Below are 24,524 nucleotides of genomic sequence, written 5' to 3' on the forward strand. Positions count from 1 at the left end.
GCCCTGCGTCGTGGGCGGCCCGCCCCCCTCAGGCGACCTCACCCCGGACAAAGGGAGGATAGCCATACGGGTCAACCAGGCCGGGCATACGGGGGGTCAAGTGGCGTCGGAGTCGAAAGGCGGGCGCTCCTCGCGCCTCGGCTCTTCACGCTTGCGCAGCAGGTCAGGGGTGCTGGAGCCGCCTTCGGTACCGGATCCGCCGCCGGACGGGGAGGCTGGGGAAGAACCGGAAGAGCCGTGTGCCACATCACTCTCCCGGCCGTTCACCGCGTCCGCGACCTCGGCCATCTCCTTGCGGAGGTCGAAGCCGTTACGGATCTCCTTGAGGCCCAGCTCGTCCGAGTCGAGCACATGCTTGCGGACGAAGTTCTTCGGGTTCAGGTCCTCGAACTCGAAGTCCTTGAACTCCGGGCCCAGCTCGGAGCGGATGTCCTCCTTGGCGTTGTCGGAGAACTCCCTCACCTTGCGTATGAACCGCGCCACATCCTGGATGACCTTCGGGAGCTTCTCCGGGCCGAAGACGAGCACCGCAAGGATGACGAGCGCGATCAGCTCGAGGGGTCCTATGTCGAAGAACACCTTGCAGCTCCTTGTGACGTCTGTGGCCACGGTCCAGGCCATTGAACACGGTACCTGTCGGCAGGGGCAGGGCGGGAGACACCCGGACCAACATCGGGCGTCGGCCGCTTGGGATCACCCTCCCCCAGCTACCGCTGGGAGGTGCCCCCTGGCACTCAGCCGCCGGGCGCTCAGCCGCTGCCGCTGGCCGAACCGAGCGTCAGCTCCATCGCCCGCTCCCGGCCGTCCCGGCGCAGCGTCAGCCGGAGCCGGTCGCCGGGGCGGTGGCTGCGGATCTTGACGATCAGCTCCTGGCCGCTGTGCACCCGTACGCCGTCCACCTCCGTGATGATGTCACCGGCCTTGATTCCGGCCTCGTCCCCCGGGCCGCCCGGGTTGACCGGCGAGCCGTCGGCGCCCCGGGTGTGCACCCGCGCGCCGTCCCCCGCGTACTCCATGTCGAGCGTGACGCCAATCACAGGGTGGGTGGCCTTGCCGGTGTTGATCAGCTCCTCGGCGACCCGCTTGCCCTGGTTGATCGGGATCGCGAAGCCCAGGCCGATGCTGCCGCCCTGGCTGCCGCCGAGCCCCGAACCGTCGTCGGCAGCGCGGATCGCGCTGTTGATGCCGATCACCCGCGCCTTGGAATCCACCAGCGGGCCGCCGGAGTTGCCGGGGTTGATCGGGGCGTCGGTCTGCAGCGCGTCGACATAGCTGACGTCGCTGCCGTCCCCCTGCTCGCCGCCCGCGGTGATGGGGCGCTCCTTGGCGCTGATGATCCCGGAGGTCACGGTGCCCGCCAGGTCGTAGGGGGCGCCGATCGCCACGACGGGGTCGCCGACGCGCACGGAGTCGGAGTTGCCGAGGGCCAGCGGGTGCAGTCCTGAGACACCGTCGACCTTGATGACCGCCAGGTCGTAGCCGCTGTCCCGGCCGACCACCTTGGCGTCCGCCACCTCGCCGCCGTTGAACGTCACCGATATGTCGCCGCCCGAACCGGCGGGCTCCACGACGTGGTTGTTGGTGAGGATGTGGCCCTGCTCGTCGAGCACGAAGCCGGTGCCGGTGGCCTGCTCCGCGCCGCCGCTGACATGGATGGTCACCACGCCCGGCAGCGCCCGCGCGGCGATACCCGAGACGCTGTCCGGATCCACGGCCCCCTTGTCGGCCGGGGCCTGCGGCAGTTGCACCACGCTGTCCTCAGTGGTCCGCTCGTGCTCCAGATACGCGCCGATGCCGCCACCGAGGCACCCCGCGATCAGTGCGATCAGCACGGCCCCGACCAGGCCGCGGCGGCGGGACGCCTTCCGTGGCGGCACGTCAGGCGCCGAGGTCCACGGGTCGTAGTGCTGCCACTGCGCGGCCTGTCCCGGCTGGGGCTGCGGGGGCTGCCCGGCGGCCTGCTGCGGCAACTGGGCGGTGGCGGCGCCCGGGTCCGCCTGCGCGCCCGGCGGGAGCTGGGTGCCATGGGCGGGGGTCATCCCGGGCGGCGGAAGCTGGGTGCCATGGGCGGGGGTCATCCCGGGCGGCGGAAGCTGGGTGCCATGGGCGGGGGTCATCCCGGGCGGCGGCACCGTCTGGGCCGCCGCGGGCGGCAGCTGGGTCCCGTGCGCGGGCGTCGCGCCCGGGTGGACGCCGGGCGGGAGGTGGGTGCCATGGGCCGGGGTCGGCATGGGCCGCTGCACGGGAGGGGCGGGCGCCCAGGGGCCGGGTCCGCCATAGGGCGGTGTGCTGTACGGATCGGGGGCGTGCAGCGGATGAGCGGCCCGCCCTTCCTCCGCACCGGAGTCGGCGCCCGCCGAGGCTCCGTCACCGCCACCTCCGCCATCACCGCCGTGGCCACCGGCCGCGGGCGATGGCGACTGGTCCGACACGCCGTCACCGACAGCGTTGTCGGCGGGGCCTTGGGCAGGTGCCGACCCGGGCTCGGCCCCGGCGGCCGACGCACCGTCAGCCGAGCCCGGCGCGCGCCCGCCGTCGCCGTCAGCCGCGCCCGCCGCCGGATCCGCGGCCGTGGTGTCTCCCGCGGGCTGCGGCTCGACCTCGGCTGACGACCGGCGGCCGGGTCGTGTGACCGGACGGCTCCACCACTTCGGCTTGGGCCCGGTGGCCTTCCCCTCGTCCATGATCTCCCCAGATTTCCCGCGACACGGCGCGGACTGCGCCGCCTCGGGACAGCCGCCACCGCCACCGGGTGGCGCTGCCCGGTAGCGATTCAATCAGGTCCGCCAACGCCCGCGCAGTGCGTACGCCAGGAGCCACCCCCGGCACCAGCTCCACACCGCCCCGGCCACCGGGCCGGGGCGCGCCCGTCAGCCCCCTGCTACTCCGGGGGCGCGCTGAACCCGCGGTACGCCGGAGTCCGCGTCGCCGGCTGGGAGGGGTAAGCCATCTGGGTCGGCGCGGGAGCCGCGGGCTTGGCCGCCGCGGCGCGCAGCAGCCGGGTGGCCGCCAGGATCGGCTGGATCAGCGGGTCCGGCACACCACCGGAGGCCTCGTTGAGGGTCCGGGAGTGCGTCGAACTCGGGGAGGTCGTGTCCACTGGGGCCGCCACATCCAGCAGCCCCACCTCACGGCGGGTGCGCTCGCGCACCCCCATGGCGTCGGCTTCCTCGACCACGGAGCTGGCGCCGACCGGGTTCACCGCGGTGTCCGCGCCCTCCGCCTGGCTCCCGGGCGAGTCGACCGCCGCGTCCAGCGGCAGCGCGCCGCCGAGCGCGAACGCGGCCAGGGACACCGCCCCCGCGGCCGCGAAGGCGAACCGCCGGCGCGCGGCGGGGCGCCCGACCTCATGGATCCGGAAGCCGCGCTCGCGCGGGACGGCGAGCGACGAAGCGGCCGGGCTTACCGCCCGGCCCGTGGGCAAAAACGCGAAGGCCTGCTCCCGCGCCTCATGCACACCCCGAACGTCCCGGGTGTCAGGGATGCCGAAGACCCTCGAGCCGCCGAAGGGCGAGCCGTCGCCCCCGGCGCTGTCACCGTCGTCCGCCGACAGGCCCGGCAGGCCCTGGAGCCGCGCCAGGAAGCCCTCCGAGGGAGCGGGGGGCGCCGTCTGCGCGAACACATTTTTCAGCCGCCGCTGAGCGTCGGCCTCCGCCTTGCACTTGCAACACGTGGCGAGGTGTGCGAGCACACGCTCACGCGCGTCATGCCCCAGCTCGCCATCGACCAGAGCTGCAAGGCGGTCGCCGAGATGCTGCTCGGCGGGGGACTGACCGCCTGACCGGGTCACGCGATTCCGACCTCCCCGCTCAACCGGGGGGCGGCGGCGGGGCGGGGCACCGCCGTCACCGTGCGCTGCTCGGCCCGGGCCTCGGGCGAGCGGTGCTTCAGGGCCTTGCGCAGATGCGAGCGACCACGGTGGATCCGGCTGCGGACCGTGCCGAGCTTCACGCCGAGGGTCGCGGCGATCTCCTCGTAGGACAGCCCCTCGATGTCGCAGAGCACGACGGCCGCGCGGAACTCCGGCGCGAGGGTGTCGAGGGCCTGCTGCACATCGGCGTCGAAGTGGGTGTCGTTGAAGTGCTGCTGGGGAGAGGGCTCGCGGCTGGGCAGCCGCTCGGCCGCGTCCTCACCGAGCGCGTCGAAGCGGATGCGCTGACGGCGGCGGACCATGTCGAGGAAGAGGTTGGTGGTGATGCGGTGCAGCCAGCCCTCGAACGTGCCGGGGCTGTAGGTGGACAGCGAGCGGAAGACGCGGACGAAGACCTCTTGGGTGAGATCCTCGGCGTCGTGCTGATTGCCGGTGAGGCGATACGCGAGGCGATAGACCCGTGCACTGTGCGTGCTGACGATCTCCTCCCAGGTAGGAGGTGTCCACGCCGGGGCATCCGCATCGGTGGCGAAGGTCGCGGTCGTAGCGGAATCGACGGAACGAGGACGGTCAGCAGTGTTGGTCACGGATTTCGGCTCGCCCGCTGACCTGCGAAAGCGCCTCAGCACTCCCCGGTCACCGGCCGCAGCCGCACCTCCCCTGTCGGCTCTGGTGGTGTCCAGTAGAGCCCCTACCATATCCACCTCGCCCGTTAGCTCCGGATAAGCATTTTTGACCTGCATTTGTTCGTGATCCATATGCTCCCCCCTTCCCTTCCAACGCCCGGTCCCATCTGCGGGTTCCCGGGCGCAGCGGCTACAGTCACGCTTGCGTCAACTACGGGGACAGGAGAGGGCCATTACCGCCAACCGGCAGACGAGCTGGGCGTTCGCCGATGCGTTCGTCGCCGAGGACGCAGCCCTGCGCTGGGCCCGTGACCGGGCCCGGGAGGCGGGGACGCGCTCGGTGTCGTCCGGCACGGGCGCGGCGCTGCGCCTGCTCGCCGCCGCCGCGGACGCCAAGGCCGTCGCCGAGATCGGCACCGGGGCCGGGGTCTCGGGCATCCACCTGCTGCGCGGCATGCGGCCGGACGGCGTGCTGACCACCGTGGACTCCGAGCCGGAGATGCAGCAGTTCGCCCGGCAGGCGTTCCGGGCCGCCGGCTTCACCGGGAACCGGGCGCGCTTCATCCCCGGCCGCGCGCTGGACGTCCTGCCGCGGCTCGCCGACGGCGGCTACGACCTGGTGTTCTGCGACGGCGACCGCTCCGAGTGCCTCGATTACCTCGGTGAATCGTTGCGCCTGCTGCGGCCCGGCGGGCTGGTCTGCTTCGAGGGCGTCTTCGCGAACGGGCGGACCGTGGACTCCGCGGTGCAGCCGGCCGAGGTGCTGCGCCTGCGCGAGCTGCTGCGCACCGTACGGGAGTCCACCGTGCTGCAGTCGTCCCTGCTGCCCGTGGGCGACGGACTGCTCTGCGCGGTCAAGCGCGGGTAGCACGGATAAGCGCTGATCGCAGCGCGCCGCCGAGCACAGCACCTCTGATCAAAGCACCGCCCCGGCGGCCGGTATGTCCATACCGGCCGCCGGGGCGGCACACGGGTGGTTGGTGGGACCGATGGCTTCAGCCGACAACCTTCTTCAGGGCGTCGCCGAGCGCGTCGGCCTCGTCCGGTGTCAGCTCGACGACGAGTCGACCGCCGCCTTCGAGCGGAACGCGCATGACGATGCCCCGCCCCTCCTTGGTCACCTCGAGCGGGCCGTCGCCCGTCCGCGGCTTCATGGCCGCCATGCTCGTTCCCCTTCCTGAAACCAGCTCATCGCAGCCGACAACCCAGGCGTCACCGGCATCGAACACGTTGCTTCCCTGTCATTATCCCGCATGGCACGACCCGATGACCAACATCAGTCGGCAACCCCTGCGCAACGCGCTCACCCAAAACCACCCAATTCGGGGAGGGGTCGCGATACCGTACGGGCGCCAATGCCCGGGGCGCGTCGCGGCGGTGGCCCAAGAAGGGCCGGATTCTTTGACGCAGGTCACATGTCGGTCGCGCCGATCTTTCGGCATGCTGAGCGCTGACCGCCGCGCCGGGGCCCGGGACCGGGCCGCCGGTGCGGCGCCACCCGAGCCGCGAACCATCCGCCCCGGAGGACCCGCCATGGCCGACACCGTGCTCTACGAGCTGACCGACGGACTCGCGACGATCACCCTCAATCGTCCCGACGCCATGAACGCGCTCAACATCGACACCAAGATCGCCCTGCGCGACGCCCTGCTCCAGGCCGCCGGCGACCCGGCCGTACGTGCCGTGCTGCTCATCGGCACCGGCCGCGCCTTCTGCGTGGGCCAGGACCTCAAGGAGCACATCGAACTGCTGGCCGCCGACCGGGCGGGGCACGGTGAGGGCTCGACCATGAGCACCGTCGGGCTGCACTACAACCCGATCGTGACCGCCATCGCCGGGATGCCGAAGCCGGTCGTCGCCGCGGTCAACGGGGTCGCGGCGGGCGCGGGCGCGGGCTTCGCCCTCGCCGCCGACTACCGCGTCGTCGCCGACACCGCCTCGTTCAACACCTCGTTCGCCGGGGTCGCCCTCACCGCCGACTCCGGCGTCTCCTGGACCCTGCAGCGGCTGATCGGCCACGGCCGCGCCGCCGACCTCCTCCTCTTCCCGCGCTCCATCAGCTCGCAGGAGGCCTACGACCTGGGCATCGCGAACAAGGTCGTCCCGGCAGCGGAGCTGGCCGCCGAGGCGGCGGCGGTGGCCCGGCGGCTGGCGGAGGGCCCGACCGCGGCCTATGCGGCGATCAAGGAATCCCTCGCCTACGCGGCCGGGCACAGCCTCACCGAGGCGCTGACCAAGGAGGACGAGCTGCAGCGGCGCGCGGGGGCCTCGGCGGACCACCTGGCCGCGGTGGACGCCTTCGTCAAGAAGCAGAAGCCCCACTTCACCGGACGCTGAGCGCCCGCGCCCGCCCTTTTCTGAAGGCTCGGTTCGCCACGAGTGACCGTGGACCGGGTCAGGCGCCCCGTGCGTGGCAGTCGGCCAGGTGGTCGTTGACCAGGCCGCACGCCTGCATCAGGGCGTAGGCGGTGGTCGGGCCGACAAAGCGGAAGCCGCGCTTCTTGAGGTCACGGGACAGCGCCGTCGACTCCGGGGTGATCGCGGGGACGTCGGCGAAGGTCCGCGGCGCCGGGCGGCCGACCGGGTTCGGGGCGTGCGACCAGATCAGCTTGTCCAGCTCGCCCGCCGCCAGCTCGGCGGCCACCCGCGCGTTTGCCACGACGGCCGAGATCTTGGCCCGGTTGCGGATGATGCGGGGGTCGGCGAGCAGCCGCTGCTCGTCCGCTTCCGTGAACTCCGCGACCGCTGCGATCTTGAAGTCGGCGAACGCGTCGCGGAAGCCCTCGCGGCGGCGCAGGATCGTCAGCCAGGACAGGCCGGACTGGAACGCCTCCAGCGAGATCCGCTCGAACAGGGCGTCGTCGCCATGGACCGGGTGGCCCCACTCGGTGTCGTGGTAGGCGCGGTAGTCGGCCATGGTCTCGGCCTCCAGCCCCCATGGGCAGCGCAGCAGCCCGTCCGGCCCCGGCACCGCTTCCCCGGCGCTCATGCCCCTCCCTCCCGCTCAGTCCTGGCGCCCTCCCCTTCCGGCCCGCGCGGCGGGACGTCGGGCGCGGGCGGATGGTGCGGGGGTGGGTCCTGCGGGGACAGGCCGTGGGCAGGCAGGTCGTGGGTGGGCAGCCCGGGCGGGGGCAGATCGTGCGGAAGGCCCGGCGGGGCGATGTCATGCGGCGGAAGGCCCGGCGGGGCGATGTCGTGCCGCAGCAGGCCGGGCCCGCCGTGTGCCGAGGCCCGCGCCCCGGCCAGGGCCGTCTCCAGCTCGGCGATCCGGGCGTCGCGCTCGGCGAGCTCGGCGCCGAGCCGGCCCAGCACATCGTCGACGTCGGCCATGCGGTAGCCCCGCACGGTCATCGGGATCCGCAGGGCCTCCACATCGGCCCGGCCCAGCGGCCGGTCGGCGGGCAGCGCGTCATCGAGCCGGTCGGGGGGCGCCTCGGCCAGCGCGCCGCCGTCACCGCCCCCGACGACCGCGACTGTGACCGCGCCGACCACCACGACCAGCGCGATCAGCAAGAACCAAAACACGACGATCGTCTCCCCGGGGTGCGCGCGTACGTCCTACCAGTCTGCCTCGATCGTGCCATGCCCCACCGACAGTTATCGTCGCTGGCAGCCCCTCTGGGGAGGAAGTGAGAGGAAGTGCGGATGCTACGGCTCGGACGGCGTGAGTTCGGCGAGAACGAACAAGTGATCATGGCGATCGTGAACCGGACGCCGGACTCCTTCTACGACCAGGGCGCGACCTTCCGTGACGAGCCCGCCCTGGCCCGCGTCGAGCAGGCGGTGGCGGAGGGCGCCGCCATCGTCGACATCGGCGGGGTGAAGGCCGGTCCCGGCGAGGAGGTGAGCACCGCCGAGGAGGTGCGCCGTACCGTCGGCTTCGTGGCCGAGGTGCGCCGACGCCACCCCGACGTAGTGATCAGCGTGGACACCTGGCGCCACGAGGTCGGGGAGGCCGTCTGCGAGGCGGGCGCGGATCTGCTCAACGACGCGTGGGGCGGGGTCGACCCCAAGCTGGCCGAGGTCGCGGCCCGGCACGGCGCCGGTCTGGTGTGCACCCACGCGGGCGGCGCCCAGCCGCGCACCAGGCCGCACCGGGTCGCGTACGACGATGTGGTGGCCGACGTGCTGCGGGTCACGCTGGAGCTCGCGCGGCGCGCCGTCGAGCTGGGCGTGGCGCGCGAGTCGATCATGATCGACCCGGGCCATGACTTCGGCAAGAACACCCGGCACTCACTGGAGGCGACCCGGCGGCTCGGCGAGCTGGCGGAGACCGGCTGGCCTGTGCTGGTCTCGCTGTCCAACAAGGACTTCGTGGGCGAGACGCTGGACCGGCCGGTCAAAGAGCGGCTGCTCGGCACCCTCGCGACGACCGCGATCTCGGCCTGGCTCGGCGCGCGGGTCTACCGGGTGCACGAGGTGGCCGAGACCCGCCAGGTGCTGGACATGGTGTCGTCCATCGCCGGTCACCGGCCCCCGGCGGTCGCCCGGCGCGGCCTGGCCTGACGGCGCCGGGCGACACGTCAGCCGACGGGTGGGACGCGGTGGAGTCGCCGTGGGCTCAGCCGCCGGACTCCTTCGTCATCAGCTCGACCACCTCGTCCACGTCGTCGGTGAGGCGGAACAGCTCCAGGTCCACCGGGCTCGCCTTGCCCTGCGCGACGAGCGTGTCCTTCAGCCAGCCCACCAGGCCCTCCCAGTAGGCGCTGCCGTAGAGCACGATCGGGAAGCGGGTCACCTTCTTGGTCTGGACGAGGGTGAGCGCCTCGAAGAACTCGTCCAGGGTGCCGACCCCGCCGGGCAGCACCACGAAGCCCTGCGCGTACTTCACGAACATCGTCTTGCGCACGAAGAAGTAGCGGAAGTTCACGCCGATGTCGACATACGGGTTGAGGCCCTGCTCGTACGGCAGCTCGATGCCGAGCCCGACGGAGACCCCGCCCGCCTCGCACGCGCCCTTGTTCGCCGCCTCCATCGCCCCCGGGCCGCCGCCCGTGATCACCGCGAACCCCGCCTCCGCGAGGGCCCGCCCGATCCGGACCCCCGCCTCGTACTCCGGCGCCCCCTCCGGCGTACGGGCGGACCCGAAGACGCTGACCGCCCGGCCGAGGTCGGCGAGCGCGCCGAAGCCCTCGACGAACTCCGACTGGATGCGCAGCACCCGGAACGGGTCCTCGTGCACCCAGTGGGTCGCCCCCTGGGTGTCCAGCAGCCGCTGGTCGGTCGTGCCGGGCCGCATCTGGTGGCGTCGGCGCACGACCGGACCCTCACGCTGCTCCTGCAGCGTTCGCTCGTCCTCGGCGTTGCCCATGTGTGCTCCCTTCGCCAAGATCTGCCTCCGATAAGCCGCAGATCTGTCGTTCAGCGTAGGCCCCTCGATTCGGCACGTCAGCCAAGTCGGGGCGGCGGGCCGGGGACACCTCCCAGCGGTAGCCGGGGGAGAACCGAGCGCTCAAAAAAGGCGGGCCGGCCGGGCAGCCAGGCGGTCACGCGGTCAGGCGGTGAGCCAGGCCCGCAGCCGTTCCTCGGCCTCGAGCACCGCCGCGGTGGCCACATGCTCCTCGCGGGTGTGTGCGAGGAGCGGATCGCCCGGTCCGTAGTTGATCGCGGGCACGCCGAGCGCCGAGAAGAAGGCGACGTCCGTCCAGGCGTCCTTGGGGGCCGGCTCCGTGCCGATGGCCTCGACGAAGGCGGCCGCGGCCGGGTGCGACAGGCCCGGCAGCGCGCCGGGCGCGCTGTCCGTGGCCTCCACCTCGAACCCGTCGAAGACCTCGCGCACATGCGCGAGCGCCTCCGCCTCGGAGCGGTCCGGGGCGAACCGGTAGTTGACGGTGACGACGCAGGAGTCCGGGATGACGTTGCCCGCGTGGCCACCCTCGATACGCACCGCATTCAGGCCCTCACGATAGGTGAGCCCGTCGATCTCCACGCGGCGCGGCGCGTAGCCGACCAGCCGGTCGAGGACGGGCGCGGCCTTGTGGATGGCGTTCTCGCCGAGCCAGCTGCGCGCGGAGTGGGCGCGCCTGCCGCTGCTGGTGACCCGCACCCGCAGGGTGCCCTGACAGCCGCCCTCGACCTTGCCGTCGGTGGGCTCCAGCAGCACGGCGAAGTCGGCGGCCAGCCACTCGGGGTGCCGCTCGGCCAGCCGCCGCAGCCCGTTGAGCTCGAGGGCGACCTCTTCGTGGTCGTAGAAGACGAAGGTCAGATCGCGGTTGGGGGCGGACACGGCCCGGGCGATGCGCAGTTGTACGGCCACGCCGGACTTCATGTCGGAGGTGCCGCAGCCCCACAGCACCCCGTCGCCGTCGAGCCGGGAGGGCACGTTGTCGGCGATCGGCACGGTGTCGATGTGCCCCGCGAGCACCACCCGCTCCGCCCGCCCCAGGTTCGTCCGGGCCACGACGGCGTCCCCGTCACGGTCGACGGTCAGGTGCGGCAGGGCGCGCAGGGCCTCCTCGACGGCGTCGGCGAGCGCCTTCTCGTCGCCGCTGACCGAGGGGAAGTCGACGAGCCGGGCGGTGAGCCGGGCGGCGTCCAGGGACAGATCGAGTGCGGGATGTGCCATGGAACCGACCCTAGCCCGTCGCCGTCGACGACGGCGGCCGCGCGGTGGCGGTCGGTGGCGGTGGCCCGGCGGGGGCGGTGGCGAGGCCTCCCGGGCGGGTGACGTGCCTCTTGACACATGCCGGTCCGGGGCCGGGCGGCCCTGAAGTAACGTGGGCGCCGTGCCCCTGCCCGTCCTTGCCAGCCGCGCCCGTCGGACACGTGCCGCGATCGCCTGCGCCGTACTGCTGGCCCTGGTCGGATATGTGGCGCTGCACATCGCGACCGGCGGCTGGGGCCCGCCTCGCTGCATCGTGCGGGCGGAGGGCGAGTTCCTGGCGCTCACTCCCGAACAGGCGGTGAACGCGGCCACGATCGAGGCGGTGGCCGCGTCCCGGGGGCTGCCGGAGCGGGCCGTCACCATCGCCCTCGCCACCGCACTGCAGGAGTCGGGACTGCGCAACATCCGCCATGGCGACCGGGATTCGCTGGGGCTCTTCCAGCAACGGCCCTCGCAGGGTTGGGGCACCGCGCGGCAGATCCAGGACCCGGTCTACGCCGCGGGAAGGTTCTACGACCGCCTTGTGCGGGTCCCCGGCTACTCGCGGCTCCCGCTCACCGTGGCCGCGCAGCGGGTGCAGTACAGCGGTTTCCCACAGGCGTACGCGAAGCACGAGACCGAGGCCGTGGAGTTGACCGGCGCGCTGACGGGGCGTTCGGCGGCCGCCTTTTCCTGCCCCGGCCCGCCGGACGACGGGGTTCCGGGCGATCCGGCGCGAGTCCGGGCGGAGTTGAAGCGGGAGTTCGGCGCCGAGGTGGCGGCGGCGGTGCGGCCGACGGGGCAGAGCGGCGGGCGCGCCGCGGCCACGCGGGTGGTGCGCGTGCGGACCGGGGCGGTCCGGGCCCGCGGCGAGGCGGAGCGGAACGGCTGGGAATTGGCCTATTGGGCGGTGGCCCACTCGGACGAGTTGCGCATCGAACGCGTTTCTTATGGCAACCACGTATGGACCGCCGGGAATTTGACGGCCGGCTGGCGTAGCACCGATGAGGACTCCGGGCCGGAAGTGCGCATCGTCACCGCCCGATAACGCGGCGCATCACCGCTGGTGACGGCGGGTCAGATGGGGTCCGGCTCCATTCCCGGACGCTCACTCACATCCGAAACGGATTATGCGACGCATTGCCAATTCTTTACCTTGGCGCACCGCAACCTTCCCGCTTCTCACGCGGTATTCACTGCGTCCGCCTGCCGGACGTCCAGGCCAATTGTCCCTCCCTCAAAGGAGCATCATGTCCCTCCCCCTCACGCGTCGGATCGCTCGGACCGCGCTGCTGGTCGCAGCGGGCGCAGCTCCCGTGGTCGGTGCCGCCGACGCCGCGAGTGCAGCGGACCTGGGCCTGTCGCAGGCCCCCAAGCTGGGTGGGCTGAGCGCGCTCGACACCGCCTCGGTCGGCAGCCTCGCGGACTCCGCCTCGCAGCACGTCGAGAGGGCGGCGGGCGAGGTCGGCGGCAAGGCCGGCGGGACCGTCACGCGTGCCCTCCGGGGCCAGGAGCAGACCGCTCCGGTCGCCCGGACCACGGAGCAGACCGCTCCCGCCGCGGGCAAGACCGTCTCCAGGGCCAAGACGGCCTCCGGTGCGAAGGCGGTCGCCGCCAAGGCCGGAAAGGCGGGGATGGCGAAGGCCGGCAAGGGCGACCACGGCAAGGCGGTGGCCGGCAAGGGCCAGGCCAAGGGCAAGGGCCGCCACGCCGCCCCGAGCCGCGGCAAGGCCGTCGCGAGCAAGGTCGGCAAGGCTGTCACGGGCAAGGTCGGCAAGGCCCACAAGGTCGGCAAGGCCGCGGCGAGCAAGGCCGGCGAGACCGGACAGTCCACCCCGGCCGCGCCGGCCGCCCCGAACACGCTGCCCGGCAGCTCCCTCACGGACGGCCTGTCGGTCAAGGGCCTGCCGGTCCTCGGCGGCTGAAAGGCCCCTTTCAGGGCTCGGTTCTCCCCCAGCTACCACTGGGAGGTGTCCCCGCCGGGGGCGATGCCGGCACCGCGATACACCCGGGCCCGGGGAGCATCGGCTCCCCGGGCCCGTCGCATATCCGCCTGGCCGTACCCTCAGCGCCTGGGCAGACCGCCGCCCAGCCGCCGGACCGCCGCCGCCACCCGCTCGTCGGTGGCGGTGAACGCGACCCGTACGTTCCGCTCCCCCGCCGCGCCGTAGAAGTCGCCGGGCGCCACCAGGATGCCCAGCTCGGCGAGCGCGCCGACGGTGTCCCAGCACGGCTCGTCCCGCGTCGCCCACAGGTACAGCGACGCCTCGCTGTGCTCGATGCGGAAGCCGCACCCTTCGAGCGCCTCGCGCAGCGCGGCACGGCGGCGGGCGTAGCGCTCGCGCTGCTCGGCCACGTGAGCGTCGTCGCCCAGCGCGGCGATGGTGGCGGCCTGTACGGGCGCGGGCACCATCATTCCGCCGTGTTTGCGGAGCTGGAGCAGCTCGCCGAGCACCGCCGCGTCACCGGCGAGGAACGCCGCGCGGTAGCCCGCCAGGTTGGAGCGCTTGGAGAGCGAGTGCACCGCCACCAGGCCCTCGAAGCTGCCGCCGGAGACCTCGGGGTGCAGCACGGACACCGGGTCGGCGTCCCAGCCGAGCTCCAGGTAGCACTCGTCGCTGACCAGCAGCACGCCGTGCTCACGCGCCCAGGCCACCGCGGCCCGCAGCTCGTCCTTGTCCAGCACCCGGCCGGTCGGGTTGGACGGGGAGTTGAGCCACAGCAGCTTCAGCCCTGCCGGGTCGAGCTCCGTCGGCTCGTCGTACGGCACGGGCTCGGCGCCCGCCAGCCGCGCGCCGACCTCGTACGTCGGGTAGGCCAGCCGCGGGAAGGCGACCCGGTCGCCTGGGCCGAGGCCGAGCTGGGTCGGCAGCGACGCCACCAGTTCCTTGGAGCCGACCACCGGCAGCACCTGGGTGTGGTCCGCGCCCGTCGCGCCCAGCCGCCGCTCCACCCAGCCGGTCAGCGCGTCCCGCAGCGCGGCGGTGCCCCACACGGTGGGATAGCCGGGGCTGTCGGCCGCGTCGGCCAGCGCGGTGCGGATCAGCTCGGGAACCGGGTCGACGGGGGTCCCCACCGACAGGTCGACGAGGCCGTCCGGATGCGCCGCGGCGGTCGCCTTGTACGGTTCGAGCCGGTCCCAGGGGAAGACGGGGAGACGGGCGGAGACGGGTGGCACAACTGGCTCGCTTTCTTGGGAAAAACAGCCCGGCCCCGCAGGCCGTGGTGGCGTGCGGGACCGAGGGCTGCGCGGTGCCGGGGCGTCTTCAGAACGCGCCCGCGCGCCGCGAGGTCACTCGTCGTGCTCCTGCGGAGGCAGGGCGGCGATGAAGGGGTGGTCGCGCTCGATCAGGCCGAGCTTGCTCGCGCCACCGGGCGAGCCCAGCTCGTCGAAGAACTCGACGTTCGCCTTGTAGTAGTCCTTCCACTCCTCGGGAGTGTCGTCCTCGTAGAAGATCGCCTCGACCGGGCAGACCGGCTCACAGGCCCCACAGTCGACGCACTCGTCCGGGTGGATGTACAAGGACCGCTGGCCCTCGTAGATGCAGTCGACGGGGCACTCCTCGATGCACGCCTTGTCTTTCAGGTCGACACAAGGCTGCGCGATGACGTAGGTCACGCTGTCGTTCCTCCTCTTAGGGCTGTATCGCGCGGGAGCGCGGCGTCGTCGATGCCCGCACCTAGTATCTCCGTTCTTGGGCACCAGACGCACATGAGGGGTGAGCAGAGCTGTGGATTTCACCACTGGCGGACGACTAGAGGTCCGGATTACCTCGTCTGACGTGGGTAAACGCGTGTCCGTCAGGCTGATGATCGAGGGTGGCGACAGCGGCGCGCGGTTCACCGACGTGGTCGGCGTGCTCACATCGTGGACACAAAATGTGCTCTGCGTCACTCGGCGCTCGGGGGAAGAGGTCCACATCGCGGCGTCCTCGCTCGTGGCGGGCAAGGTGGTGCCCGCGGCTCCGGCCCGCCGCCGCGGCCCGGCGGCGACCGCGGCCGAGCTGGACCGGGCCGCCACCCGCGCCTGGCCGCCGGTGGAGAGCGAGCGGCTCGGGGAGTGGGAGCTGCGCGCGGCGGGCGGCTTCACCCGGCGCGCCAACTCCGTGCTGCCGCTCGGCGACCCGGGCATACCGGTCGAGGACGCGCTGCGGCGGGCGGCCGCCTGGTACGCCGAACGCGGACTGCCCGCCTACATCCAGGTCAGCACCGGCGCCGAGGGGACACAGGAGCTGCTGGCCGCGGAGCTCGCGGCGCACGGCTGGGTCCGGGAGGTCTCCGCGGACATACGGATCGCCGCTCTCGCGCCCCTCGCGGACAGGGACGCCGACGTCTCCCGGGTCACCCTCTCCCGCGACATCGACGACGCCTGGCTGGCCCGGTATCAGCGCTCCGCCTCCGGCGAGACCGCCCCCGAGATCCTGCGGGTGCTCTGCGGTGGCCCGTCGGTGTGGTTCGCGACCATAGCGGCGGAGAACGGAAGCTCGGGCGCCCCGGCCGCGATCGGGCGGTGCGTGGTGGACGGCCGCTGGGCCGGGTTCACGGCCGTGGAGACCGATCCGCGGCTGCGCCGGCAGGGCCTGGCGACGGCCGTGATGACGGCGCTCGCCCGCAAGGCCCTGGAGGAGGGCGCCTCGGCTGCGTATCTGCAGGTCGAGACGGACAATGACGGTGCCCGGGCGCTGTACGAGGGCATGGGCTTCACCACACACCACAGCTACCACCACTGGCGCGCACCCCGCGAGAACCACCGCTGATCGGGTACGAGGCACCTATGCCACGCAGAGACGACACCCCGGCACGGCGCCGGCGCTTCACCGAGGCGGCCCGCGAGGAGCGCCCCGACCTGGCGTTGCTGTGCCTGCTGGTGGCCCAGGAGGCCGACCCGGAGCTGGACGAGGACGGAATCGACGCCGCGCAGATCGAACTGGACCGGCTGGCCGGTCTGGTGCCCTACTCCCCCGGCGGGCCCGGCGCCTGGGCCGCGGCGCTGGCCGGTCTGCTCGGGGACCGCCTCGACTTCCGCGGCTCCGCGGCCGACTACCGGCGCCTGGAGTCCTCGCTGCTGCACGAGGTGCTGCGGCGGCGGCGCGGGCTGCCGATCCTGCTGTCCGTGGTGTGGCTGGAGGTGGCGCGGCGGGCGGGCGCGCCGGTGTACGGGGTGGCGCTGCCGGGCCACTTCGTGGTCGGCTTCGGCGACCCGTACGGGAGCCATGTGCTGGCCGACCCCTTCGACGGCGGGCGGGTGCTGTCCGACGAGGACGCGGCACTGCTGGTGACGGGGGCGCTGGGGGTCCCGTCGGCCCCGACGGTACCGGCCCCGGCCACCCCGCTGGAGATCGTGCTGCGGATCCTGAACAACATCCGCGCCTGGGCCGCCGCCCGCCCCGAGAGGACGGACGTCCAGCTGTGGGCGGTGGAGCTGTCCCTGCTGCTGCCCAGCCACCCCGCCCGGCTCCGCTACGAGCGGGCCAAACTGCTCGTGGAGCGCGGGGAGTTCGTGGCCGGCGCGAAGGAGATGGAGGAGTACGCGGAGGTCGTGGCCGCGATGGAGCCGAACGCGGCGGAGGCCGTACGGCGCCAGGCGCGGGCCGCCCGGGCGATGCTGAACTGAGCGCACCGCACCGAGACGGCCACCGCACCGGGGCTGCCTCGGGCGGCGGTCAGAGCCACCCTTTGTCGCGGGCGATCCGCACCGCGTCGGCGCGGTTGCGGGCGGCGGTCTTCTGGATGGCCGTGGAGAGGTAGTTACGGACCGTCCCCTGCGAGAGGTTGAGCCTGCGCGCCAGCTCCGCGTTGGTCGAGCCGTCCGCCGAGGCCCCCAGCACCTCCCGCTCCCGCGCGGTCAGCGGGCACACCCCGTCGACGAGCGCGGCCGCGGCCAGCGTCGGATCGATGACCCGCTCGCCGCGCAGCACCCGGCGCACCGCGTCCGCGAGCTCGGCGGCGGGGGCGTCCTTGACCAAGAAGGCGTCGGCGCCGGACTCCATCGCCCGGCGCAGATAGCCGGGGCGGCCGAAGGTCGTCAGGATCACTATCCGGAGCCCCGGGACCGCCGGGCGGAGCGCGGCGGCCGCGTCGAGGCCGGTCATCCCGGGCATCTCGATGTCCAGCAGCGCGACGTCCGGCCGGTGCTCCAGGGCCGCGTCCACCACCTCGTCCCCGCGCGCGACCTGGGCGACGACCTCTATGTCGGCCTCCAGCCCGAGCAGCGCGGCCAGCGCCTCCCGCACCATCGACTGGTCCTCGGCGAGAAGCACCCGAATACGACCTCCCGGCACCCCGGCCGGCTCCCCCGTCGCTCCGTTCATGGCCCCAGGGTAGGCGGCCCCTCCGACAGCCCCGGCTCGGCCCCGGCCCGCTACCCGGGCGTCGCCGGGGCGAGTTCGGGGGCGGTGGCGCGGCGGGAGAGGGGGACGTACGCACGGAGCGCGAACCCGCCCCGCTCACCGCTCCCGGTCTCCAGCCGCCCGCCGGCCAGCTGCAGCCGCTCGGACAGCCCGGAAAGTCCGTTGCCCGGCGGGCCCTCGGGGCCCCGGCCGTCATCGCTGATGGTCAGGCAGAGCTCGTCACCAGCCTCGGTGAGCGTCACCGTGCAGCGCCGCGCCCCGCTGTGCCGCACCACATTGGTGATCCCCTCGCGCAGCGCCCACGCCAGGGCCCCCTCCTCGTCGGGCGGCAGGTCCGGGTGGCCGTCGGCGGCCCGGCCGAGGTCGGCGGCGATGCCCGCCGCGGTCAGCGCGATCCGGGCCCCGGCCACCTCGGCCTCCAAGGTCGGGCGGCGAAACCCGCTGACCGCCTCCCGTACGTCGACGAGCGCCTGGCGGCTGACCCGCTCGATGTCGGCGACCTGCTGCCCGGCCTGTTCGGGCCGGTCCGAAAGGAGCCGCCCGGCCAGCTCGCTCTTGAGTGTGATCAGCGACAGTGAGTGGCCCAGCAGGTCGTGCAGATCGCGGGCGAGCCGCAGCCGCTCCTCGTTGGCGGCGAGCTGGGCGACGGTGGCCCGCGCCTCCCGCAGCGCCCTGGTCGTACGGACCAGCTGCCGCACCCCGCTCATCGCGAACCCCCCGAGCAGCGCGGGGATCACCAGGGCGGGCAGCAGATGCCGGGCGTCCCGGGCCGTCAGGCCGACGAGCAGCAGGACGACGGTGGCAAGCGGGATCGCCAGCCGCGCGACCCTGATGGGGAGCACCGCACCGCAGGCCACCGACACATAGACGAAGAGCACCAGCCAGGAGGCGCCGAGCGTCAGCGCCAGGGCGGCGGCCAGCGCGGCCATGGTGACCAGCGCCCCGCCGACCCTCCGGTAATCCAGGGGACGGTGGACGTGCCGGAACAGGAGCATGCAATAGGCGGTGAGGAAGACCAGCAGCCCCAGGCAGCCCAGCGCGGTGGCGAGGGGGCGGTGACCGCCGTCCTGCAGATCATTGACCGGGGCGGTCATATACGCCATCCAGATGCCGACCCACATCAGCTTGATCACGGCCTGCCTGCGGTCGGTGGGCTCCCGGCCGACGCCGGTCAGCACATCGTCCTCCCGCAGCAGCGACCGGCGCCAAGCCGCCCAGCGGGCTCCGCCCCGCCCGGCCGGCCCGCTCTCCTCCTCGCGCCGCTCGTCCACGCCGCTCACGCCTTGCGGGTGTCCTTGCGGTACAGCCAGGCGGCCGCGCCCGCGAAGAGGACCAGATAGCCGGCCAGGAGGGCAATGTCCTTGCCGTGCGGCGCGCCGCCCAGCTCGATCGCCTGGCCGAGCGCGGCATAGGCGTGGGTGGGCAGGTAGTCGGAGATGTTCTGGAGCCACTGAGGGTACGAGGTCGTCGGCGACCACAGGCCGCCGAGGATCGAGAGACCGAAGTAGATGATCATGGTCAGCGGGCGTACGGCGTCGCCGGAGGCCAGATAGCCGATGGCCACGCCCAGCGCGGCGAACACCAGGGAGCCCGCCCATATCGCGCCGGTCAGGGCGAACCACTGCCATGCGGCGTCGAGCCGCACGTCCTTGACCGCCGCGGCCACGACGAAGACGACCACGATCGCCGGAAGGGTGGCCACCGCCGCCGAGGCGATCTTGGCCACCACATAGCCGCGCCCGGGCAGCGCGGTGAGCCGCAGCTGTCTCACCCAGCCCGTTTCACGCTCCTTGGCTATGCGCTCGCTGTTGCCCATCAGCACGGTCGTCAGCGACCCGAAGGAGGCCATCGCGACCATGTAGTACAGCGGCATCGTCAGATGGCTGTGCGGCACCAGGGCGGTGGTGTCGCTGGTCCCCGCGATCACCAGGAACAGCGCCGAGGGGTAGATGACCGTGAAGAACATGAACTTCTTGTTGCGCAGGGCGCGCGTGATCTCCAGCTTGATCAGGGTGGTCATCGTCCCGCCTCCTCAGCGGCCGCGGCGTCGGTGATGGCGAGGAACGCCTGCTCCAGGCCGAGGCCCGCGACCTCGATACCGCGCGGATACACCCCGAGGCCGTAGAGCGCGTGGACCGTCGCGTCGGCGTCGCCGGACCGCATCCGGACCGTGCGCCCCGATATCTCGATCCCGGTCAGAGCGGGCAGCGCGCGCAGCGCCGCCTCGTCGGCCGGCTCGTCGAGCTCGAAGGAGATCCGCCGGGCCCCGGCCATCGCCTTGATCTCGGCGGACGTGCCGTCGGCGAGCACCCGCCCGCGGTGCAGCACGATCACGCGGTCGGCTATCGCATCGGCCTCTTCGAGGTAGTGGGTGGCGAAGAGGATGGTGCGGCCCTGCCGCGCCTGCGCCCGCATCGCGGCCCAGAAGGTCTGCCGGGAAGAGACGTCCATGCCGGTGGTCGGCTCGTCCAGCACGATCAGGTCCGAGGCGCCCGCGGTGGCCAGCGCGAAGCGCACCCTCTGCTCCTGGCCACCGGAGAGCTTGTTCACCTTCCGGTCGGCGATGTCCGTGATCCCCGCCTCCTCCAGCACCTGCCGCACCGGATGGGCCCGGGGGTGCAGATCGCAGGCGAGCCGCACCAGCTCCTGGACCGTGACCTCCTCCATCAGCCCGCCGCTCTGCAGCATCGCGCCCACCCGGCCACCCTCGATGGCCTGACGCGGGGTGGTGCCGAAGATCCGGACCAGGCCGGAGTCGGGGGTGCGCAGCCCCAGCAGCAGGTCGAGGGTCGAGGACTTCCCCGCCCCGTTGGGGCCGAGCAGCGCGACGGTCTCGCCCTGGTGCAGTGTGAGGTCCAGGTCGGCCACGGCGCGCACGCTGCCGTAGCTCTTGTTCACCTTCTCGAAGGCGACCACGGGCGCGGACGCCGACGCGCCGGCGCGGCCGGATACGGTGGCGGCGCCGGGAGCGGACTGAGCGGTTGGTGCGGTCATGGCCCAAGCTTCGCCCAGCGCGACTCGTTCCGGCAGTGTCAGCGGTCGTGGCCTCGGCATGACAGATGTCATGGGTCGGGGCCGGGCACGCCGCGCCCGGTGCCGGGCACACGACGGCCCCCGCCCGGTGGCGGACTCTCGGGCCGGGCGGAAGCCGTACGCGCTTGGCTCAGTTGCCGTTGGTCTCGATGATGCCGATCCGCTCGGCCGGGGTCTTGCCCTTCAGCGCCTGGCCCAGCGCCACCGCGACGTCCGTCGGCGCGACGGGCTGCTTGCTGCCGTTGCCGCGCTGGATCAACACGCCGTCGAAGAGGCCGCCGTACAGCTCCTTCAGGGCGGCGAGGTCATAGTGCTCCACCAGCTTGCCGTCCACCACCCGCACGGACAGGATCTTCCACAGGGAGTTCTGCGGGCTCAGCGGCAGCGAGTGCACCGGGTCCGTCTGGACTTTGACCAGGCCCGACATCGCGGGCCGGGCGAAGGTCCGCATCTTGCGGTCGACCTCGGCGTTGCTGACCTGCGGCTGCTTGGTGACGACGGGCAGGGCGATGACCTTGTTCTGGCCCGTGGCGGCCCGCTGCCGGAACGCCTCGTCCACCGCCGCGACCGCCTTGTCGACGTCCAGCCCCTTGCCCGCCTTGCCGTACACCGCGACGGCCTTGCCGGGCTCGAACTTGATCGTGCCCTCGCGCGCCGTGCCCGAGGTGCCCGCGAGCCGCTGCAGCGCGTCCCTGAGCTTCTCCTCGTCGACGGTGACGACGGGCTCTGCCGTGTGCGTGCCGCCGAACAGCGAGCCGATCACGGTGACCGGGTTGTAGTCGCGGCCCGCGACGTTGCGGACCGTGGCCTCGGTGTCCAGCGTCAGACCCGCGACGGTCGGCTTGATCTCCTTCTGCTCGCCGTCGACGGACACCTTCAGCGGGGCGCCGGTACGGCCCTCCAACGCGGTGTCGAGCTTCTGGACGGCGGTCTCCTTGGAGGTGCCGCCGATGTCGACGCCCAGCACGGTGGTGCCGTTGGGCACGTCGGCGTGGTTCATCACCAGGCCCGCGCCGTACGCGATGCCGCCGATGACGACGAGCGCGCCGACCGCCATGACCAGCTTGGAGCGCCCCTTCTTCTTGGGGCGGGCGGCCGCCGGGGCGGCGGGCGGCGCCGGGCTGCCGGCCTGATCGGACCTGCCGTCCTTGTCGGACGTGGCGGGCGAGGCGGAGCCGCTCCCGGCGGGCGGGAAGGGCGAGCCCGGCCGGTTCTCGGTCGGCGGGACGACGGGGATACCGCTGACCAGCGTCTCCCCGGAGACATGCTCGGCCGGCACGCCGCCGCCGGGGGTCGGGTCGGGGTCGCGGAACAGCGGCGAGGGCGCGTCGGTCCCCGGCTTGCCGCCGGGGCCGCCGAGCGGCCCGGCCGACGACGCGGGGCTCGCGCCGGTGGTGGCGCCGAGGCTGCCGGACAGCGGCGACCCGTTCGGCGGGGTGGGCGGCTGCGCGGCGAGCCCGGCGCCGCCTCCGAGCGGCGCCCGGGTGGCGCCGGGGCCCCGCGTCGGCAGCCGCATATCGCCGGTGGCCGGGCCGGTCGTCGGGCCGCTGGGCTCCGCCGCCCCGGGGAAGCCGCCCGGCGGGGTGTCGGTGAAGTACGGCAGATCGGCACCCGGTCCGCCGTCCGGCGGCGGGGCGGGGAACTGCTGCGTGGTCTCCGGAGCGGAGAAGTCGGGAGCCGGGAACTGCTGCGTGGTCTCGGGAGCCGAGGGCGCGGCGGCGGAGGCCTCGGGCGCGAACGCCCCGGCCCCGAACGGGTCGGCACCGAACGGGTCGGCCGCGGCGGGCCCGGGGGCGGGCGGCGTGGCGGCCGGCGGCGCCGGGGGCTGCGGCGTGCTCCCCGTCGTCGAGGTGTTGCCCTTGGCCTTGCGGGGCGCGAACCAGTCGCTGGTCCGCTCCTCCTTCTTCTTGTTCTCCGAGTGCTCTCCGCCCGCCGCTCCGGCCGCGCCGGGGCCCGCTGCCGCGGCGGCGTCGGGCCCGGCCGGGTCGCCGACGCCCTCGGAGTCGTCGGCGGAGCGCTGGTTCGGCATGCCCTCCTCACCGACCGGCGTGCGCATGACCACCGGAGGGATGGGCCGCGAGCCGGGGATGTTGATCCGGATCCGGGTCGTCAGCGTGGTCTCGGTCTTCGGTTCCTCCGGCCTGGCCGCGGCACGCGCCTCGCCGTCGCCGGAGCCGCCCTGGGCCTCCTGCGTCGGATTCGGCGAGGGGTACTGGCGGGATCCGTACGGCGGGGTGCCAGGCGGATAGGCGGCGGCGCCACTGCCCTTCCGGCTTCCGGAGGACGAACTGTCAGATTCACGGCTCAAAGCAGGTTCTCCCAGTTAGCTCCGCCGCCCGTCAGACTCGCGCGGGCGGCTCGGCGGCGGCACCACCTTACTGGGCCCCGCGGGCAGGCACTTGACGACCGCTGTAACACCGCATCCCGCGCACCGGCGCGCACGGCCTGCCGTCTCGGCGGGCACCCAGGCGAAAACGTGACGTCACTTACCAAGTCGGGCCGGGCCGCTGCCCGGTTGCGACACCTTCGGCATCGTGGCGCACATCACACCGGCGAACATTCCGCCCAGCAGAAAAGCATACGAGCCCGCTCCGGCGCCGAAGAGGAAGTCCCCCTCGGGACGGGCCACGGTGAGAAACAACACGGTGATCACCCACGCCCCGGCGGGCACCACCCCGCCCAGCCGGGTGCCGGTCGCCTTGACCCCGCCGTAGCACAGCGCGCCGACCCCGAGCAGCGCCAGCAGCAACCCGCCGGGGAACCAGGCCGCTTGGACCAGCGCGCCCGCGGCGGCGACCAGCACCCCCACCACACCGAGCAGCACGTACACCCCCACGCGCGTGGCCTTCACGCCGACACCCCCGCGAACAGATCGTCCTCACGGCCCCGGTCCGAGCCGGAAGCCGCGACCGCCCGCCCTCTGACAAGCAGGTAATGCTCCTGGGCGGACAGCGGCTGCCCCAGATCGTTCGAGAGCGCGAAGAAGGGCCCGTCCACCGTGATCTGGGTGGCGTGGGCGCGCATGGCCTCCGCCTTCGCCTCGGCGTATCCGGAGCCGTCCACCGTCGCGGTCACCCGCGTGTCGTCGACCACCCCCGGCACATCGCCGACCGAGGCGATCCCCGGGAAGGGAGCCCGCGAGCCCGCGGCGCGCAACCGGGCGAAGCCCTCCTCGAGCTCCGAGCGCGGCACGCAGTTCCAGTAGATCTTGGCGATCTCATGCGGGTCGCCCAGGTCCCGGCGGTAGACCGGCTCCGCGGCGAGCTCCGCCGCGCGCATGGCGACGCGGTGCGCCTGGATGTGATCGGGGTGGCCGTAGCCCCCGTCCGGGTCGTAGGCGACCAGGACCTGCGGGCGCACCTCGCGGATCACCCCGACCAGGTGGGCGGCGGCCTCGTCCGCCTCCGCCCGCCAGAAGCAGTCCGGGCGGGCGTTCTGCGGGGCGCCCATCATCCCGGAGTCGCGGTACCGGCCGGGGCCGCCCAGGAAGCGGTGATCGCTGACCCCCAACGCCTTCATCGCCACGGCGAGTTCGCCGATCCGGTGCGGGCCGAGCGCGTCGTCGCGGTCGGCGGCCAAGTGCGCCAGGGCGGGCGGGATGATCTCACCCTCCTCGCCGAGCGTGCAGGTCACCAGCGTGACGTGGGCACCCTCGGCGGCGTACTTGGCCATGGTCGCACCGTTGTTGATCGACTCGTCGTCCGGATGTGCGTGTACCAGGAGCAGGCGACGGGCGGGAAGGACCGGGGTCATGAGCACAGCCTACGAGCCCCGCGGCGGGAGCCGCGGGTCCGCCGTGGATCAGAGGTCTACGTCTCCGATCATGTTCGCCACATTCGTCGTGAGGTCGTCGATCGTCGGGGCGATCGAGGAACTGGCGAGGTAGAAGCCGAGCAGCACACAGATGAGCGCGTGCCCCGACTTCAGCCCAGCCTTCTGGACGAGCATGAAGACGATGATCAGCAGCAGCACGACCAACGAAATCGAGAGCGCCACAGCGGCTCACCTCCAGGTACACGCGCTCGAACGGACAACATATTCATGCCACAGGGGGCCTACCC

General features: G+C 73.1%; 26 protein-coding genes. 7 read left to right on the plus strand and 19 right to left on the minus strand.

What is annotated here, in order from left to right; translation table 11 throughout:
- Nucleotides 1-96: 96 nt before the first annotated feature.
- From PV419_RS08615 to sigE, 4 genes are all read right to left on the minus strand, one after another.
- The gene (locus PV419_RS08615) at nt 97-579 is read right to left on the minus strand and encodes a sec-independent translocase (RefSeq protein WP_319687178.1); all 483 of its coding nucleotides are present in this window, start codon (nt 577-579) and stop codon (nt 97-99) included.
- 170 nt (nt 580-749) lie between these two features.
- On the minus strand, nt 750-2,684 hold the full coding sequence (locus tag PV419_RS08620) for a S1C family serine protease (RefSeq protein ID WP_319687179.1): 1,935 nt from the start codon (nt 2,682-2,684) through the stop codon (nt 750-752).
- 197 nt (nt 2,685-2,881) lie between these two features.
- Nucleotides 2,882-3,790, minus strand: a complete 909-nt coding sequence (locus tag PV419_RS08625) for an anti-sigma factor family protein (RefSeq protein ID WP_319687180.1) — start codon at nt 3,788-3,790, stop codon at nt 2,882-2,884.
- Nucleotides 3,787-4,569, minus strand: a complete 783-nt coding sequence (gene sigE, locus PV419_RS08630; protein WP_319687181.1) for an RNA polymerase sigma factor SigE — start codon at nt 4,567-4,569, stop codon at nt 3,787-3,789. Before sigE ends, PV419_RS08625 begins: the two co-directional genes overlap by 4 nt.
- A gap of 130 nt (nt 4,570-4,699) precedes the next feature.
- Here sigE and PV419_RS08635 point away from each other — a divergent pair, with 130 nt between their 5' ends.
- Nucleotides 4,700-5,365, plus strand: a complete 666-nt coding sequence (locus PV419_RS08635) for an O-methyltransferase (protein ID WP_319687182.1) — start codon at nt 4,700-4,702, stop codon at nt 5,363-5,365.
- Nucleotides 5,366-5,492: 127 nt separating this feature from the next.
- Here the strand turns inward: PV419_RS08635 and PV419_RS08640 are convergent, their stop codons facing one another.
- Nucleotides 5,493-5,660, minus strand: coding sequence for a DUF3117 domain-containing protein (locus tag PV419_RS08640; protein WP_003966491.1), 168 nt, complete (start codon nt 5,658-5,660; stop codon nt 5,493-5,495).
- Nucleotides 5,661-6,030: 370 nt separating this feature from the next.
- On the opposite strand from PV419_RS08640, the gene PV419_RS08645 reads away from it, so the two are divergent.
- Nucleotides 6,031-6,834 (plus strand): enoyl-CoA hydratase-related protein, encoded by an 804-nt coding sequence (locus PV419_RS08645; RefSeq protein WP_319687183.1) that lies wholly within the window; start codon nt 6,031-6,033, stop codon nt 6,832-6,834.
- 58 nt (nt 6,835-6,892) lie between these two features.
- Here the strand turns inward: PV419_RS08645 and PV419_RS08650 are convergent, their stop codons facing one another.
- Together PV419_RS08650 and PV419_RS08655 are read right to left on the minus strand one after the other, a co-directional pair.
- Nucleotides 6,893-7,486, minus strand: coding sequence for a DNA-3-methyladenine glycosylase I (locus tag PV419_RS08650; RefSeq protein WP_319687184.1), 594 nt, complete (start codon nt 7,484-7,486; stop codon nt 6,893-6,895).
- On the minus strand, nt 7,483-8,022 hold the full coding sequence (locus PV419_RS08655; protein ID WP_319687185.1) for a DivIVA domain-containing protein: 540 nt from the start codon (nt 8,020-8,022) through the stop codon (nt 7,483-7,485). Before PV419_RS08655 ends, PV419_RS08650 begins: the two co-directional genes overlap by 4 nt.
- 120 nt (nt 8,023-8,142) lie before the next feature.
- Here PV419_RS08655 and folP point away from each other — a divergent pair, with 120 nt between their 5' ends.
- Nucleotides 8,143-9,003 (plus strand): dihydropteroate synthase, encoded by an 861-nt coding sequence (folP, locus tag PV419_RS08660; protein WP_319687186.1) that lies wholly within the window; start codon nt 8,143-8,145, stop codon nt 9,001-9,003.
- A gap of 55 nt (nt 9,004-9,058) precedes the next feature.
- Here the strand turns inward: folP and PV419_RS08665 are convergent, their stop codons facing one another.
- Both PV419_RS08665 and dapE read right to left on the minus strand, forming a co-directional pair.
- Nucleotides 9,059-9,808, minus strand: coding sequence for a TIGR00730 family Rossman fold protein (locus PV419_RS08665; protein ID WP_319687188.1), 750 nt, complete (start codon nt 9,806-9,808; stop codon nt 9,059-9,061).
- Between the two features lie 183 nt (nt 9,809-9,991).
- On the minus strand, nt 9,992-11,062 hold the full coding sequence (gene dapE / locus PV419_RS08670) for a succinyl-diaminopimelate desuccinylase (RefSeq protein ID WP_319687190.1): 1,071 nt from the start codon (nt 11,060-11,062) through the stop codon (nt 9,992-9,994).
- Between the two features lie 160 nt (nt 11,063-11,222).
- On the opposite strand from dapE, the gene PV419_RS08675 reads away from it, so the two are divergent.
- Together PV419_RS08675 and PV419_RS53215 are read left to right on the plus strand one after the other, a co-directional pair.
- The gene (locus tag PV419_RS08675) at nt 11,223-12,128 is read left to right on the plus strand and encodes a hypothetical protein (protein ID WP_319687191.1); all 906 of its coding nucleotides are present in this window, start codon (nt 11,223-11,225) and stop codon (nt 12,126-12,128) included.
- A gap of 202 nt (nt 12,129-12,330) precedes the next feature.
- Nucleotides 12,331-13,005: a hypothetical protein gene (locus tag PV419_RS53215; RefSeq protein ID WP_415925261.1), complete on the plus strand. Its 675-nt coding sequence runs from the start codon at nt 12,331-12,333 to the stop codon at nt 13,003-13,005.
- 140 nt (nt 13,006-13,145) lie between these two features.
- On the opposite strand, the gene dapC is transcribed toward PV419_RS53215, so the two are convergent.
- A complete protein-coding gene (dapC, locus tag PV419_RS08685) occupies nt 13,146-14,258 on the minus strand; it encodes a succinyldiaminopimelate transaminase (protein ID WP_319687193.1) in 1,113 nt (370 codons plus the stop codon).
- Between the two features lie 114 nt (nt 14,259-14,372).
- Nucleotides 14,373-14,699, minus strand: a complete 327-nt coding sequence (gene fdxA / locus PV419_RS08690; protein WP_014054705.1) for a ferredoxin — start codon at nt 14,697-14,699, stop codon at nt 14,373-14,375.
- 112 nt (nt 14,700-14,811) lie between these two features.
- On the opposite strand from fdxA, the gene PV419_RS08695 reads away from it, so the two are divergent.
- Both PV419_RS08695 and PV419_RS08700 read left to right on the plus strand, forming a co-directional pair.
- Complete coding sequence (locus PV419_RS08695; RefSeq protein ID WP_319687194.1) at nt 14,812-15,837, plus strand: GNAT family N-acetyltransferase; 1,026 nt, start codon at nt 14,812-14,814, stop codon at nt 15,835-15,837.
- 17 nt (nt 15,838-15,854) lie between these two features.
- Nucleotides 15,855-16,694: a transglutaminase-like domain-containing protein gene (locus tag PV419_RS08700; protein ID WP_319687195.1), complete on the plus strand. Its 840-nt coding sequence runs from the start codon at nt 15,855-15,857 to the stop codon at nt 16,692-16,694.
- Nucleotides 16,695-16,743: 49 nt separating this feature from the next.
- On the opposite strand, the gene PV419_RS08705 is transcribed toward PV419_RS08700, so the two are convergent.
- The 8 genes from PV419_RS08705 to PV419_RS08740 form a co-directional block, all read right to left on the minus strand.
- Nucleotides 16,744-17,391, minus strand: coding sequence for a response regulator transcription factor (locus PV419_RS08705; protein WP_319687196.1), 648 nt, complete (start codon nt 17,389-17,391; stop codon nt 16,744-16,746).
- 50 nt (nt 17,392-17,441) lie between these two features.
- The gene (locus PV419_RS08710) at nt 17,442-18,623 is read right to left on the minus strand and encodes a sensor histidine kinase (protein WP_319687563.1); all 1,182 of its coding nucleotides are present in this window, start codon (nt 18,621-18,623) and stop codon (nt 17,442-17,444) included.
- A gap of 83 nt (nt 18,624-18,706) precedes the next feature.
- Nucleotides 18,707-19,450, minus strand: coding sequence for an ABC transporter permease (locus tag PV419_RS08715; protein ID WP_319687197.1), 744 nt, complete (start codon nt 19,448-19,450; stop codon nt 18,707-18,709).
- A complete protein-coding gene (locus PV419_RS08720; protein ID WP_319687198.1) occupies nt 19,447-20,424 on the minus strand; it encodes an ABC transporter ATP-binding protein in 978 nt (325 codons plus the stop codon). Before PV419_RS08720 ends, PV419_RS08715 begins: the two co-directional genes overlap by 4 nt.
- Before the next feature lie 169 nt (nt 20,425-20,593).
- Complete coding sequence (locus PV419_RS08725; RefSeq protein ID WP_319687199.1) at nt 20,594-22,771, minus strand: peptidoglycan binding domain-containing protein; 2,178 nt, start codon at nt 22,769-22,771, stop codon at nt 20,594-20,596.
- A 174-nt stretch (nt 22,772-22,945) separates the two neighbouring features.
- Nucleotides 22,946-23,314, minus strand: a complete 369-nt coding sequence (locus PV419_RS08730) for a DUF6113 family protein (RefSeq protein ID WP_319687200.1) — start codon at nt 23,312-23,314, stop codon at nt 22,946-22,948.
- The gene (gene mshB / locus PV419_RS08735) at nt 23,311-24,216 is read right to left on the minus strand and encodes an N-acetyl-1-D-myo-inositol-2-amino-2-deoxy-alpha-D-glucopyranoside deacetylase (RefSeq protein WP_319687201.1); all 906 of its coding nucleotides are present in this window, start codon (nt 24,214-24,216) and stop codon (nt 23,311-23,313) included. The genes PV419_RS08730 and mshB overlap by 4 nt, the downstream gene beginning before the upstream one ends.
- A gap of 48 nt (nt 24,217-24,264) precedes the next feature.
- Nucleotides 24,265-24,459, minus strand: coding sequence for a hypothetical protein (locus PV419_RS08740; protein WP_319687202.1), 195 nt, complete (start codon nt 24,457-24,459; stop codon nt 24,265-24,267).
- Nucleotides 24,460-24,524: the final 65 nt, after the last annotated feature.

The sequence above is a fragment of the Streptomyces sp. ME19-01-6 genome, from assembly GCF_033793745.1.
Taxonomy (GTDB): domain Bacteria; phylum Actinomycetota; class Actinomycetes; order Streptomycetales; family Streptomycetaceae; genus Streptomyces.

Excerpts from the sequence above, each read along its gene's own strand:
- dapE (WP_319687190.1), bottom strand. The coding sequence starts at position 11,062 with ATGGCACATCCCGCACTCGATCTGTCCCTGGACGCCGCCCGGCTCACC.
- PV419_RS08700 (WP_319687195.1), top strand. The coding sequence starts at position 15,855 with ATGCCACGCAGAGACGACACCCCGGCACGGCGCCGGCGCTTCACCGAG.
- PV419_RS08650 (WP_319687184.1), bottom strand. The coding sequence starts at position 7,486 with ATGAGCGCCGGGGAAGCGGTGCCGGGGCCGGACGGGCTGCTGCGCTGC.
- PV419_RS08720 (WP_319687198.1), bottom strand. The coding sequence starts at position 20,424 with ATGACCGCACCAACCGCTCAGTCCGCTCCCGGCGCCGCCACCGTATCC.
- sigE (WP_319687181.1), bottom strand. The coding sequence starts at position 4,569 with ATGGTAGGGGCTCTACTGGACACCACCAGAGCCGACAGGGGAGGTGCG.
- PV419_RS08715 (WP_319687197.1), bottom strand. The coding sequence starts at position 19,450 with ATGACCACCCTGATCAAGCTGGAGATCACGCGCGCCCTGCGCAACAAG.
- PV419_RS08705 (WP_319687196.1), bottom strand. The coding sequence starts at position 17,391 with ATGAACGGAGCGACGGGGGAGCCGGCCGGGGTGCCGGGAGGTCGTATT.
- PV419_RS08620 (WP_319687179.1), bottom strand. The coding sequence starts at position 2,684 with ATGGACGAGGGGAAGGCCACCGGGCCCAAGCCGAAGTGGTGGAGCCGT.
- PV419_RS53215 (WP_415925261.1), top strand. The coding sequence starts at position 12,331 with ATGTCCCTCCCCCTCACGCGTCGGATCGCTCGGACCGCGCTGCTGGTC.
- mshB (WP_319687201.1), bottom strand. The coding sequence starts at position 24,216 with ATGACCCCGGTCCTTCCCGCCCGTCGCCTGCTCCTGGTACACGCACAT.
- PV419_RS08645 (WP_319687183.1), top strand. The coding sequence starts at position 6,031 with ATGGCCGACACCGTGCTCTACGAGCTGACCGACGGACTCGCGACGATC.
- folP (WP_319687186.1), top strand. The coding sequence starts at position 8,143 with ATGCTACGGCTCGGACGGCGTGAGTTCGGCGAGAACGAACAAGTGATC.
- PV419_RS08640 (WP_003966491.1), bottom strand. The coding sequence starts at position 5,660 with ATGGCGGCCATGAAGCCGCGGACGGGCGACGGCCCGCTCGAGGTGACC.
- PV419_RS08665 (WP_319687188.1), bottom strand. The coding sequence starts at position 9,808 with ATGGGCAACGCCGAGGACGAGCGAACGCTGCAGGAGCAGCGTGAGGGT.